Below are 12,358 nucleotides of genomic sequence, written 5' to 3' on the forward strand. Positions count from 1 at the left end.
GCGGGCCCCATGCCCGCGACATCCCGCAGTCTCAGACTGTTGTCCAACGGTCCCGGCGGTGCGTCGGCGTCCCTCTCGTGTCTGCCCTCAGATGGCGCGACCTGGCTCGCCGGCTGGGGAGCCGTGCACCTGTTCGAGGCTCCCGATGTTTGGATCAGATGTTCGAAGATCTTGCCAGCGCCGCGTTGTGCGCACGACTGTCGATCCGCTTCTGTCGCAGCCTTGACGAAGAAGAATCGTAGAAATGTACTAGACAAGAGATTCGAACTATGGTTCGATGGGAACATGACATCGAACCCGACCACGTCGCTCGCGCAGGCTGTCGCCGCGCTGGATGCGGTGTGGGCGGGCGCAAGTCGCGGCGGGGAATCGGACGCGCAGTCGGCGGTGACATCGATGACGGATGCGGGCATCCTCGCAGTGAATGAGGCTCTCGCGGCGGTGCGTCGGCAGGTTGATGCGCTGCATGTGCGGGTGGCGGCCGGCATCGCAGACCGATCCCGGCCGGAGCTGGGATCGGAGTCGTTGGCGCGGAAGACCGGGCATCGCACCCCGGCACGGCTGATCGCGGCGACCACGGGTGGGCATGCGGGGGATGCAGCGCGGCTGATCCAGGTCGGCGAGGCCACCGCGGAGCGAGCTCTGTTCTCCGGGGAGCGGGCGCCGTCGCGGCATCCGCACGTGCAGGCCGCCGTTGCATCCGGGGCGATCAGTGTGCCGGCGGCCGCGGCGATCGCGGCGATGCTCGACAAGCTTGCGATGCGGGTCGAGCGGGCGGTGCTGGCGGATGCGGAGCAGACGCTGGTGTCTCAAGCAGCCCTGCTCTCGCTGGATGAGCTGGGCGCTCTGCTGCAGCGGGCGCAGGCGCACCTCGACCCCGACGGGCTGGAACCGGTGATCGAGGACCTGCACGCCCGGCGGTCGTTGAAGGTGCGGGAAGACCGAGACGGGATGATCCACCTCAACGGTGTCCTCGACCCCGAGACCGGAGCGCCGCTCATCGCGGCCGTCGATGCGCTGGTGACCCGAAGCCTGCGCACGAACCGGGGGCACAACCGGCTCGGGGAGGCTGCGGCGGGGAGCGATGCCGTGGCAGGCGGTGCGTCGGTCGACGGAGCGGAACGAACGTCGGGGGATCTCGGCAAGGCCGACTCGGTTGACGCCGGGGCGCCGGGTCGTCGCGGTGCGGCGATGGATGCGGCCGCATCAGTGCAGATCGCGCCGAGCGTGCTCGACGACGATCTGCTGGAAGAGTTCGGACGCCCGGTAGCGGAGGAGACGCGCACGCTCCCGCAGTTGCGGGCTGATGCTCTCGCGGCGCTGTGCCGTCATGCGCTGGGGTGTGACCGGTCGGGGTCGACGCTGGCGAACACTACTGTGATCGTCCGTGTTCCGCTCGAGGCGCTGACGACCGGCACGGGAGTCGCGGAGATCGACGGAGTCAGCCAGCCCATCGACGCGGGCACCGCCCGCCGCATGTGCGCGAACGCCGAGATCATTCCGCTCGTGCTCGGCGCCGACAGCGAGATCCTCGACTTCGGCAAGGCCCGTCGCCCGTTCAGTCGAGCCCAACGTCTTGCCCTCGAAGAACGCGACGGAGGCTGTGTGTTCTGCGGACTGCCGGGCTCGTACGCCGAGGCCCACCACGTGGAGTGGTGGTCACGCGGCGGACCGACCGACCTGACGAACGGGGTGCTGCTGTGTACCGCCTGCCACCATCGAATCCATAACGATGGGTGGGAGATCCGTATCGAAACCCCACCGGGTGCGCACGCCACCGCGGGAGTCGTCTGGTTCATCCCGCCACCACACATCGACCCGGCTCGCACACCCCGCATCGGCGGACGTGCACGGTTCGATTGGGTACAGGCCGCCTGACGCCGGCTGCGGGTGCGTGCTCGGCGTGCGGGAGTGATGCTGGTCGCGCGGCGCGCTCCGCTGCCGGCGCGCCCGGCTACCGGCGCACACGCTCGGCGTGCGGGAGTGAATGCTGGTCGCGCGGCGCGCTCGGCTACGGTCGGCGTGCGGTCGGCGTGCGGGAGTGACGCTGGTCGCGCGGCGCGCTCGGCTACCGGCGGGCGTGCTCGGCGTGCGGGAGTGATGCTGGTCGCGCGGCGCGCTCGGCTACCGGCGGGCGCGCTCGGCGGCGACGGCGTCGCGGACGGCGGGGATCGTCTCGGCGGCGTAACGCTCCATGAAGGCGGGGTCGTCGCCGCTCGAGATGAACGTCGAGAAGCCGTACTCGAGCGCGAGCGTCGTGATCGCGCCGACGCCGTCGCCACCGGAGATGTTCAGCAGCCGGCGCACGTCGCGCGGGTCGCGACCCGCATCCGTCGCCGCGTCGTCGAGGCGCGCGTTGCCGGCGGCGAGATCCGCCGGCTGCAGGTACCCGAGCGACGGGAGCCAGCCATCCGCGAGCCGGCCGGTCAGGCGCATCATGCGGGGCTTGTACCCGCCGATCCAGATCGGGATGCGGTGCGCCGGCACCGGCCCGCGCTTCGCGCCGTGCACCGGGTACAGCTCACCGCCGTGCAGCTGCGTGCGATCCTCGGGATCCCAGATGCCGTGGATGATGTCGATCGCCTCGGCGACCGCATCCACCGCCTGGCCCGGCGTCAGGCGGCGCCCGCCCATCGCCTCGATCGCATCCCAGAACCCGCCCGCACCAAGCCCGAGATTGAACCGCCCGCCCGACAGAAGATCGAGGGATGCGGCCGCCCGCGCCAGCACCGCCGGCTGACGCAGAGGCAGGTTCGCGACATCCGGAGCCAGCTGGATCGTCGAGGTCGACGCCGCGACGTACGAGAGGAGCGTCCACGTGTCGTGGAACCGCGGCTGATACGGGTGGTCCTGGATCGCGACCAGGTCGTACCCGAGACGTTCGCTCAGCTGCGCGAGCTCGACCGGCGCCTGCGGCGGGTCGTTGCGCGGCGTGAGGAACGTGCCGAACTGGAGTTCGTGACCGTAATCCATGAGCCCTCCTCGGGACGCGCGGCAGCGCGCAGAGGGTACAACTCCGAGCCCCGCGAAGTCCTTCCTCGGCGGCCGTCGCGATGTCCCACCCCCGGACTACAAATGACGTCATGAGCACCGTCTTGACCGACTTCCCGGGTCGTGGAAGATCCCTCAACCCGTTCGTGATCCTCGACGGGGCGGCGGGGTTCATCGACTTCGCACGCGACGTCTTCGGCGCCGTCGAGAACACGGAGGCGCGCACGCCGACGCCCGACGGGCGGCTGATCCATGCCGAACTGCGGGTCGGCGACAGCCTGCTGCTCCTGTCCGACGCGCTCGACGGATGGGTGCCGCATCCCGGCCTGTTCCAGGTCTGGGTGTCCGACGTCGCATCCGTAGTCTCGCAGGCCGAAGAGCACGACGCCGTCGTCGTCACACCGCCGACGCCGTTCTACGGGGCGGTCACGCTCGCGCGTGTCCAGGATGCCTGGGGCAACCTGTGGTGGCTGTACCAGCCGGTGCCGGGGCAGGCCGACCCGAAGCCCTCATGGGAAGGAGGGTCCGACGTCGTCTTCCGCACGCTCGACGAGCACCTGCGCGCGGTCAGCGCTCGATGAAGACCTTGCGGAGGGTCTCGCGCACGGTCCAGACCGTCTGCATCCCCGCATCCAGCCGCACGATCGCACCTGGTGCGAGCTCGATCGACGGGAGCGCGGGGCTGATGAAGTCGACCGTCGCAGCACCGGCGACGACGACGAAGACCTCCGACACCTCGGTGTCGCTCATCGCTCCAGGCGTCATCTCCCAGACGCCGATCTCGGTCGTGCCCTCGTCGAGCGCGGCGTAGCCCGTCGTCGGCGACCCGGCGACGACCTGCGAAGCGTCGACCGGCTCGTGCTCGAGCTCGACGTCGAGGGCCGCGACGAGCGCCCCGGCGATCACGAGTCGAACCCGAGGCCGAGCGCATCCAGCGTCTTCAGCAGGATGTTGCGCTTGCCCTTGTTGTGGTCCGCGCGGTCGAGCGACCAGCGCACGACGTTGACAGCGGCCGCGGCAGCAGGCTCCGGCGGGAAGGGGATGGGGCGCTTGCGCACCATCTCGAGCTGCGTCCGCTCGTTCTGCACGCCGTCGAGGAGGTCGAGCATGACGTCGCCGGCGAAGCGCGTCGAGCCGACGCCGAGACCCGTGAACCCTGCGGCATATGCCACGCGGCGGTCGCGTGCGGTGCCGAAGAACGCCGTGAACTGCGTCGACGAGTCGATCGCACCGGCCCACTGATGCGTGAACCTCAGACCCTCGAGCTGCGGGAACGTCGTGAAGAAGTGCGCCGCGAGCTTCTCCCAGGTCTCGGGTCGGTTCTCATACTCCGGACGGACCTTGCGGCCGTAGTGGTAGATCGCGTCGTACCCGCCGAAGAGGATGCGGTTGTCCTTCGTGATCCGGTAGTAGTGGAACTGGTTCGCCATGTCGCCGATGCCCTGGCGGTCGGCCCAGCCGATCGACGCGAGCTGCTCGTCCGACAGCGGCTCGGTCATGAGCACATAGTCGTATACCGGCACGGTCATGAACTTGTTGCGCTTCAGTAGCGACGGGAAGACGTTCGTCGCGAGCACGGCGCGGGCTGCGTCGACGCGGCCGGCGACCGTGGTCACCGAGACGCCGGTCTTGTCGGGTGTCTCGATCCCGGTCACGGCCGAGCGCTCGAAGATCTCGACCCCGAGGTCCTCGGCCACGCGCGCGAGCTCCGCGGCGAGCCGCGCGGGGTGCACGATCGCGCACGAGTCCTTCTCCCACACGGCGGCGAGGTACGTCGGCGACTTGATGGATGTCTGCACCTCCGCCTCATCCAGGAAGACGACGTGCTCGTCCTCCGCCGCCCAGTCGCGAAGCCACTCGACCTGGTGCGGCTCGACGGCGGGGGCGAGCTGGCCGGTGCGCTGGAACTGGAAGTCCATCCCGTACTCGGCCTCGGACGCTTCGATCGCGTCGAGGTTCTCCATCCCGAGCCGGTCGAGGAGCGGCATCTCCTTCGGCCACCGGGCCATGCCGTTCTCGTGACCGTGCGTGAGGCTCGCCTCGCAGAACCCGCCGTTGCGGCCGGAGGCCGCCCAGCCGACCCGCTGCCCCTCGAGCACGACGATGCGCGCGTCGGGGCGGCGCTTCTTCTCGAGGAGGGCCGTCCACAGACCCGTGTACCCGGCGCCGACGATGACGAGGTCGGCCTTGTGCGCGCCGACGAGCGCGGGGCGGTCGGGCATCAGGGATGCAGGGAGGTCATCGCGCCAGAACACCGAGTGCGCGGTGCTCTCCAGCGAGTTCGCGATGGTGGATGCGGCAGGTCGGCGTCGTTCGAAGACGGTGGTGCCCACGGGGAATCAGCTCCGATGCGGTAGGGGTTCTCCCCATCCTCTCCGGGGATCCCGGTTCCTGCCAGCGGCGGGGTGTGCGGCATCCTTCACCGTCCGGACAGGGTGTCCGTTCGGGCCGCGCAGCCGGGTGCTCGCCGGACAGGTCGTGCGCCGGTGGATTGCGTTTCGTCTCGCTTCGCTCGCTCAAGGACCCGCGGCCGCACGGTTGGCGAGAGGATTCACGGCTGGCGGGCGGAACCCGGCGGAATCTCTCGCCATCCGTACAAGCTCTCGCCATCCGTGCGCGGCCGCGGACGTATTGGTCTGCCGGACAGGTCGCGGCGTCGCGGCGCGCCCGCCGGGATCAGACCCCCGCGCGCTCGCGCGAGGCGAGGACTTCGGGCACGTGCGCCTCGGCCCAGGTGCGCATCGCCGCGATCGGCTCGAGGAGCGAGCGGCCGAGCGGCGTCAGCGAGTACTCGACGCGCGGCGGCGAGTCCGGGAACGATTCGCGCCCGACGAGGCCATCGGCCTCCAGCGCTCGGAGCGTCTCCGTCAGCACCTTCGGTGTGACATGCCCCACCCGCTCGCGGAGCTCTCCGAACCGCAGGGTCCCGTGCGAGAGCGCGAGCACGATGAACATCGTCCAGCGGTCGCCGATGCGACTGAAGATCACACGGCTCGGACACGCGGTGCTCGTGACATCCCAGTCGGTCATGGTTTCCTCGGGGGAACTTCCGTTGAAGTAACCGGACAGCGGTTCGTACCGTGTCCGGCATGAGAATCCTACTGACAGGTGCAACCGGATACGTCGGCTCGGCGGTGCTCGACGAGCTCGTCGGCGCAGGCCACGAGGTGGTCGCGCTCGTGCGCAGCGTGGCCGCCGCCGAGCAGGTGCGGGCGAAGGACGCGCGAGCCGAGATCGGCGATGCGGCGGATGCGGACCGCCTCGCGGGACTCCTCGCGACGACGGATGCCGTCATCCACACCGCCGCCTCCGACGACCCGGTCGCGCTCAACACGGCGATCGCGGACGCGGTCGAGCGGGCATACGCGGGCACCGAGCGTCGTCTCGTCCTCACGAGCGGCATCTGGATCTACGGCGACGGCGACGACATCCAGGATGACGACATCCCGAAGCCCGCGGACCTCGTCGCCTGGCGGGTGCCCATCGAGGACCGGCTGCTCGCCGGCCCCGTCTCCACGACCATCGTCGCGCCCGGCGTCGTGTACGGCCGCGGGGAGAGCCTCCTGCCGATCGCACGAGGCGGAGTCGGTGATGGCGCTCAGCACTGGACATGGGTGCACGTCGACGACCTCGCTCGCCTCTACCGCCTCGTCGTCGAGCACCCGACGGCGCTCGGACGGGTCATCGCGAGCGACGGCGTTCCCGTCGCGGTGCGCGACGTCGCCGGCCCCGAGGCTCGCGTCGAGACTGCAGACGAAGCACGCGCGCGGCTCGGCACCGCTTTCGCCGACGCGCTCCTGCTCGACCAGCGCGCGTACGGCGCCAAGGCGCGGTCGCTCGGCTGGCAGCCGCGGCACGCGGTCGAGCCTCAGACGCTCGTCGTCAGATGAGCTCGTCGACCGTCGTGACGAGCGCGTAGCTGTCGGCGAGCGCCGCCATGAACGCGGCGTGCACCTGGGCGCCGGGGATCGACTCGTCGCCGAACGTCAGATCAGGGGCGGCGCACGCGTCGTGCGCGACCGTGACCGCGTATCCGAGATCGGATGCGGCGCGCACGGTCGCGTCGACGCACATGCTCGACATCATCCCGACGATCACGACCTCATCGGGCGCCGCTTCCTCGAGGCGCGAGCCGAGCTCGGTGCCGAGGAACGCGTTCGGCTGCGCCTTCACGAGCACCGGCTCGTCGCCCTCGGGCGCGACGCGCGCGTCGATCTCGACCCCGGGCGTCCCCGGTGCGAAGAACGCCGCATCCGGGGCATCCCACACGTGCTGCACGTGGATGACGGGCGAGCCCTCCGCGCGGAACGCGGCGAGCAGGCGGGATGCGGCGTCGGCCGCGGCATCCGGACCCACCAGCGGGTAGCGACCACCCGGGAAGTAGTCGCGCTGGATGTCGATGATGAGCAGAAGTCGGGTCATGGGATCAGTCTCGTGTATCTGCGTGTGGTCGAGCCTCACGCTGTTGTGGACGGCGGTTGCGAAACGCGGAGAGCCCGACGAACAGCAGCGAGACGCCGTCAATCCGCCTGGTAGACGCGGTCGCCCTCGACGAACGTCTGCAGGACGCGCGTCGCGCCGATCTCGTCGGACGGGCCGGCGAAGGGGTCGCGGTCGAGCACCACCAGGTCGGCGTACTTCCCGACCTCGATCGTGCCGGTGACATCGTCGAGGTGATTCACCCACGCGGAGCCCGCGGTGTACGCGGTCAGCGACGTCGCGAGGTCGATCGCCTGCTCGGGCAGGAACGGCTCGTAATCGCCCTCGGCATACTCCGGCGCCGCGAGCCGGTTGACGGCGGTGTGGATCGCCGCGAGCGGGTTCGGCGACGACACCGACCAGTCGCTGCCGGCGGCCAGCACGGCGCCCGAGCGCTGCAGGTCGCCGAACGGGTACTGCCATGCGTCGCGCGGCGACCCGAGGAACGGCAGCGTCAGCTCCACCATCTGCGGCTCGAGCGCCGCCCACAGCGACTGCATGTTGGCCGCGACGCCGAGCGCGCGGAACCGCGCGATGTCCTCGGGGTGCACGACCTGCAGGTGCGCGATGTGGTGGCGGTTGTCGTTGCGGCCGTTGCGCTCCAGCGCATGGCCGACGGCATCCAGGCACTCGCGCACCGCGCGGTCGCCGATGGCGTGGAAGTGCACCTGGAACCCGAGCGCGTCGAGCTGCGGCACGGCTTCGTTCAAGACGACAGGATCGACGAACGAGATGCCCGAGTTGTCGGTCGGGTGCCCGTGCCCGTCGCAGTACGGCTCGAGCATCGAGGCCGTGAAGTTCTCGGCGACGCCGTCCTGCATGATCTTGATCGAGGTCGCCGCGAAGCGGGCGGAACGCCCCTCGACAAGCTCGGGGACCGGTGCACGCTCGGGAACCAGGATGCGGCGACGCTCCACGAGCGACGGGATCTGCTCGAGGCCCGCGGTGCGGTCCCACCACAGCGCGCCGACGACGCGCGCCGTCAGAGCACCGGATGCGGCGGCGGTCAGGTACGCGGGCGCCGGGTCGCCCGCATCCCCGTACGATCCGACGATGGCGTCCTGCCACGCCGTGACGCCGAACGAGTGCAGGTAGCGCTGGCCCTCGAGGAGCGCGTCGACGAGGCGCGACGGCGGCTCCACCGGCAGGAGGCGGTTCACGAGCGACATCGCGCCTTCATGCAGCGTGCCGGTCGGCTCGCCCGCGGCATCCCGCTCGATGCGGCCGTCCGCCGGGTCGGGCGTGTTCCGGTCGATGCCGGCGAGCCGGAGCGCCACCGAGTTCACCCACGCGCCGTGCCCGTCGCGGTTCGGCAGGAACGCCGGACGGTCGGGCACGACGGTGTCGAGCGCCGCCGCGGTCGGGGTCCCGCCGGGGAACGCCGACATGCTCCAGCCGCCGCCGAGCACCCACTCCTCATCGGGGTGCGCCACGGCGTAGGAGCCGATGGCCTCGAGATACTCGGCTGCGGTGTCGTACGGCGCGAGGTTGCAGCGCAGCATGTCGAGCCCGCCCCACACGGGGTGCACGTGCGCGTCCTGGAAGCCCGGCACCAGCATCCGTCCGCGGAGGTCGACGACCTCCGTCGACGGCCCGATCAGGTCCGAGACGTCGTGGCCGACGGCGACGATGCGTCCGCCCGCCACCGCAACCGCCGACGCGCGCGAGCGCACCGTGTTCGCGGTGAAGACAGGGCCTCCGGTGAAGACGAGATCGGCGTAGGGCATGGGGCTCCTTCGGGGGTGGGAGGTGTGAAACTGCGGGGCGCTGAGCGAGCGAGGAACGAGCGAGACGAAACGCAGTGAGATGTTCACTGCGTTTCGTCTCGGTCGCTGGCCCTCTCTCGCTCAACGACCCGCACGGACGGTCGAGCGGTTCGGGTCCGCTCAGCCGCCCGCCATGGTGCGCGCGATGTCGGCCGCCGAGTCGCCCGCACGCTTGAGGATCATCGCCACGATGCCGAGCGCGACGAGCGTCAGCACGAGCATGATCGTCGACACGGCGGCGATCTCCGGGCGCAGGCCCGCGCGCAGCGCGCTGAGGATGTACACCGGCCACGGCGTCGAGCCCGACACCGAGACGAACGCGGCGATGACCGTGTTGTCGAGGCTGAGGGTGAACGACAGCAAGAAGCCGGCGAGGATCGCGGGCATCGCGAGCGGCAGCGTGATCCGGAAGAACGTGCGCATCGGCGGCGCGTACAGGTCGGCGGATGCCTCCTCCAGACGCGCATCCATCCCCAGCAGTCGTGCGCGCACGAGGTAGGAGACGACCGCGATCGAGAACAGCGAGTGGCCGATCACGAGGCGGACGATGCCGTTGTTGAGGATCCAGATGCCGGCGTCCTGCCCGAGCGTCACGAGCCACGGCAGCAGGGACACCGCATCCACGATCTCCGGCGTGACAGAGACGAGCAGCAGCAGCCCGAGGAACCACCACACCCACTTGCCCGGGTAGCGCGCCATCGCGATGCCGGCGAGCGTGCCGAGGATCGTCGCGAGGAACGCCGCGATCACGCCCGTCTGCAGCGAGATCAGCACCGAGTCGCGGATCGTCTGGTTGACGAAGATCGCAGCGAACGAGTCGAACCCGAACTGGTGCCACGACGTCAGCAGACGCCCGACGTTGAACGAGTAGACGAAGATCACGACGATCGGCAGGAACAGGAACGCCAGCACGATCCCGCCCCACACCGAGAACGCGACATCCCCGCCGTCGCGGCGCGCGCGGCGTCGCTTCCGTCCAGAAGACCGGGCGGTCAGGACCGCCTGCGTGGTCAGCTCGCTCATGCGGCCACCTCCACTGCCTGCCGCGCGGGCACGACCTGCGTCGCGTCGTCCGGCGGATCGAGCTCCAGCTTGTTGCGCAACCGGATCGGCAGGGTCACGAGCCACACGAGCCCGAACCCGATCGCCGTGGTCACCATGATCGTGAGGATGAGGACGACCGCCATCGCCGAACCCAGTGCCCAGTTCTGGGCCGTCTGGAACTGGGATGCCACGAGCTGGCCGACCATGTTGCCCTTGGCGCCGCCGAGGACCGTCGCGGTGATGTAGTCGCCCATGAGCGGGATGTAGACGAGCAGCACGCCCGCCACGATGCCCGGCTGAGCCAGCGGCAGCGTCACCTGGAAGAAGGTGCGCCAGCGCCCGGCGCCGAGGTCCTTCGACGCCTCGCGCAGCGGCAGGGCCACACGGTCGAACGCCACGAACAGCGGCAGGATCATGAGCGGCAGGTAGTTGTACACGACACCCAGGAGCACCGCAGGACGCGAATACAGGATGTCGAGCGGCCCGAGCCCCAGGAACTGGAGCGCCTCCGACAGCCAGCCCTGCGGCGCCAGGATGATCTGCCATCCGAGCGTGCGCACGAGGAAGTTCGTCCAGAAGGGGATCATCACGAGGGCGACGAGGATGCCGCGTGAGGACGGCTTGGCCTTCACCGCCATCCAGTATGCGACCGGCGCGCCGATCAGCAGACACAGGACGGTGCCTGCGACGCCGACCCACAGCGTGTTCTGGAACACCGCGAAGAACGTGGGCGAGAGGGCCTCGCCGTACCGGTCGAGCGACAGGTGGTCTTCCGCGTGCGTGCCGAAGATGCCGGGCTTGTAGCCGAAGCTGTACCAGACCACGAGCGCCACCGGCGCGACGAAGAAGATGAGCAGCCATGCCCAGGCGGGCACGGCGAGGAGGAATCCGGCCTTCTTACGCACCAGCCACCGCCTTCATCTTGTCGTAGATCTCCACGAGGCGGTCCTGCGCGGAGGTGAGCTTGCCGTCGTGCATCGTGCCCAGCTGCTCGGGGGTGAAGAACACCATGTCGAGCAGGGGCATCTGGGCATCCTGCGCCGACTTCTCGATGTCCTTCGCACCCGTGTGGTAGCCGATGTAGTCGACGTTCGACAGCTGGTTCTCGGGCGTCAGGCAGAAGTTGAGGAACGCATGGGCGGCCTCGGGATGCGGCGCGTTCGCCGCGAGGGCCCAGTTGTCCATCCACAGCTCGGTCGCGGGGGACCCGAGCACCCACTTCCACTTCTCCGGCTGCTTGCTGTTCAGGATCCCCTGGCGCGCGTCGCCGTTCCAGATCTGGAACAGCGCCTGCGTGCTCTGCGGGACGCCCGAGCCGCCGGGGTTCGAGTCGAAGGTCGCGACGTGCGGAGCCAGCTGCTTGAGCAGGTAGGTCTCGGCGTCGTCGAGCTCCTTCTTGTTCGTGGTGTTCCAGTCGATGCCGTGGCCCCAGAAGTAGATGCCGGTGAGCTCGGCCGGGTCGTCGAGGACCGACGTCGAGCCGCTGGCCTCCTTCTGCGCCGCGTCGACGAAGTCGCTCCACGTCTTCAGCTCGCGGTGGATCTTCGTCGTGTCGTAGATGAACCCGGTCGTGCCCCACGCCTTGCAGATGGAGTAGTCGTTGTGCGGGTCCCACGAGCGTCCGAGGAACTCGGGGTCCATGTGCGCAAGGTTCGGGATGAGGGCGTGGTCGAGCTTCTGGAGGAGCTTGTGCTCGGCCATCGGCGCGATGAACGACCCCGTCGGCACGACGATGTCGTAGCCGGACGTGCCGCGGGCGGCGACGAGCTTCGCGACCATCTCCTCGTTCGAGCCGAAGGAGGAGACCGTGAGCTTCTGGCCGAACTTCTTCTGGTACGCCTTCAGCACGTCGGGGCTGTCATAGTCGCCCCACGAGTACATCGACAGCGAGCCCTCGAGCTTGCCGCCGCTCGCAGCCGGGTTCGGCAGGCCGCTGCCGCCGGGCGTGCAGGCAGCGAGAAGCGTGGCGAGGCCGGCGGCGCCGGCGCCCACGAGGAACCCGCGGCGCGTGAGCTCACGCGTGATCTTGGGCATGGCGCTGCGGTGCGCCAGGACGTTGACCTGTTCCGGCATGGCCG

The 12,358-nt window shown here is 69.8% G+C and carries 12 protein-coding genes; 3 read left to right on the forward strand and 9 right to left on the reverse strand.

Annotated elements, in window-relative coordinates:
- Positions 1-285: 285 nt before the first annotated feature.
- Positions 286-1,878, forward strand: coding sequence for an HNH endonuclease (locus QSV35_RS04280; protein ID WP_286287047.1), 1,593 nt, complete (start codon positions 286-288; stop codon positions 1,876-1,878).
- A 246-nt stretch (positions 1,879-2,124) separates the two neighbouring features.
- Here the strand turns inward: QSV35_RS04280 and QSV35_RS04285 are convergent, their stop codons facing one another.
- Positions 2,125-2,973: an LLM class flavin-dependent oxidoreductase gene (locus QSV35_RS04285; RefSeq protein ID WP_353618956.1), complete on the reverse strand. Its 849-nt coding sequence runs from the start codon at positions 2,971-2,973 to the stop codon at positions 2,125-2,127.
- A 110-nt stretch (positions 2,974-3,083) separates the two neighbouring features.
- Between QSV35_RS04285 and QSV35_RS04290 the strand changes: the two genes are divergently transcribed.
- The gene (locus tag QSV35_RS04290; protein ID WP_286287048.1) at positions 3,084-3,572 is read left to right on the forward strand and encodes a VOC family protein; all 489 of its coding nucleotides are present in this window, start codon (positions 3,084-3,086) and stop codon (positions 3,570-3,572) included.
- Here QSV35_RS04290 and QSV35_RS04295 read toward each other — a convergent pair.
- From QSV35_RS04295 to QSV35_RS04305, 3 genes are all read right to left on the reverse strand, one after another.
- On the reverse strand, positions 3,559-3,897 hold the full coding sequence (locus QSV35_RS04295) for a cupin domain-containing protein (RefSeq protein ID WP_286287051.1): 339 nt from the start codon (positions 3,895-3,897) through the stop codon (positions 3,559-3,561). The two genes, QSV35_RS04290 and QSV35_RS04295, sit on opposite strands and share 14 nt — an antisense overlap.
- Entirely contained in the window at positions 3,894-5,324 is a 1,431-nt protein-coding gene (locus QSV35_RS04300; protein ID WP_286287053.1) for an NAD(P)/FAD-dependent oxidoreductase, read from the reverse strand. The genes QSV35_RS04295 and QSV35_RS04300 overlap by 4 nt, the downstream gene beginning before the upstream one ends.
- Before the next feature lie 343 nt (positions 5,325-5,667).
- On the reverse strand, positions 5,668-6,021 hold the full coding sequence (locus tag QSV35_RS04305; RefSeq protein ID WP_286287054.1) for a winged helix-turn-helix transcriptional regulator: 354 nt from the start codon (positions 6,019-6,021) through the stop codon (positions 5,668-5,670).
- Between the two features lie 59 nt (positions 6,022-6,080).
- Between QSV35_RS04305 and QSV35_RS04310 the strand changes: the two genes are divergently transcribed.
- The gene (locus QSV35_RS04310; protein ID WP_286287056.1) at positions 6,081-6,881 is read left to right on the forward strand and encodes an NAD-dependent epimerase/dehydratase family protein; all 801 of its coding nucleotides are present in this window, start codon (positions 6,081-6,083) and stop codon (positions 6,879-6,881) included.
- Here the strand turns inward: QSV35_RS04310 and QSV35_RS04315 are convergent.
- The 5 genes from QSV35_RS04315 to QSV35_RS04335 form a co-directional block, all read right to left on the reverse strand.
- Positions 6,874-7,413: a cysteine hydrolase family protein gene (locus QSV35_RS04315; protein WP_286287058.1), complete on the reverse strand. Its 540-nt coding sequence runs from the start codon at positions 7,411-7,413 to the stop codon at positions 6,874-6,876. The genes QSV35_RS04310 and QSV35_RS04315 overlap by 8 nt on opposite strands.
- Before the next feature lie 98 nt (positions 7,414-7,511).
- On the reverse strand, positions 7,512-9,197 hold the full coding sequence (locus tag QSV35_RS04320; protein ID WP_286287059.1) for an amidohydrolase: 1,686 nt from the start codon (positions 9,195-9,197) through the stop codon (positions 7,512-7,514).
- Positions 9,198-9,356: 159 nt separating this feature from the next.
- Entirely contained in the window at positions 9,357-10,259 is a 903-nt protein-coding gene (locus QSV35_RS04325) for an ABC transporter permease (protein ID WP_286287061.1), read from the reverse strand.
- The gene (locus tag QSV35_RS04330) at positions 10,256-11,185 is read right to left on the reverse strand and encodes an ABC transporter permease (RefSeq protein WP_286287063.1); all 930 of its coding nucleotides are present in this window, start codon (positions 11,183-11,185) and stop codon (positions 10,256-10,258) included. Before QSV35_RS04330 ends, QSV35_RS04325 begins: the two co-directional genes overlap by 4 nt.
- Complete coding sequence (locus QSV35_RS04335) at positions 11,178-12,353, reverse strand: polyamine ABC transporter substrate-binding protein (protein ID WP_286287065.1); 1,176 nt, start codon at positions 12,351-12,353, stop codon at positions 11,178-11,180. Before QSV35_RS04335 ends, QSV35_RS04330 begins: the two co-directional genes overlap by 8 nt.
- Between the last annotated feature and the right edge of the window lie 5 nt (positions 12,354-12,358).

Origin of the sequence: Microbacterium candidum, from assembly GCF_030315975.1 — a bacterium.
In the GTDB taxonomy this organism is placed as follows: domain Bacteria; phylum Actinomycetota; class Actinomycetes; order Actinomycetales; family Microbacteriaceae; genus Microbacterium; species Microbacterium candidum.

What these genes read in the sequence shown, in the direction of transcription:
- QSV35_RS04305 (WP_286287054.1), bottom strand. Translation starts at nt 6,021, where the DNA reads ATGACCGACTGGGATGTCACGAGCACCGCGTGTCCGAGCCGTGTGATC.
- QSV35_RS04290 (WP_286287048.1), top strand. Translation starts at nt 3,084, where the DNA reads ATGAGCACCGTCTTGACCGACTTCCCGGGTCGTGGAAGATCCCTCAAC.
- QSV35_RS04335 (WP_286287065.1), bottom strand. Translation starts at nt 12,353, where the DNA reads ATGCCGGAACAGGTCAACGTCCTGGCGCACCGCAGCGCCATGCCCAAG.
- QSV35_RS04315 (WP_286287058.1), bottom strand. Translation starts at nt 7,413, where the DNA reads ATGACCCGACTTCTGCTCATCATCGACATCCAGCGCGACTACTTCCCG.
- QSV35_RS04310 (WP_286287056.1), top strand. Translation starts at nt 6,081, where the DNA reads ATGAGAATCCTACTGACAGGTGCAACCGGATACGTCGGCTCGGCGGTG.
- QSV35_RS04320 (WP_286287059.1), bottom strand. Translation starts at nt 9,197, where the DNA reads ATGCCCTACGCCGATCTCGTCTTCACCGGAGGCCCTGTCTTCACCGCG.
- QSV35_RS04325 (WP_286287061.1), bottom strand. Translation starts at nt 10,259, where the DNA reads ATGAGCGAGCTGACCACGCAGGCGGTCCTGACCGCCCGGTCTTCTGGA.
- QSV35_RS04285 (WP_353618956.1), bottom strand. Translation starts at nt 2,973, where the DNA reads ATGGATTACGGTCACGAACTCCAGTTCGGCACGTTCCTCACGCCGCGC.
- QSV35_RS04280 (WP_286287047.1), top strand. Translation starts at nt 286, where the DNA reads ATGACATCGAACCCGACCACGTCGCTCGCGCAGGCTGTCGCCGCGCTG.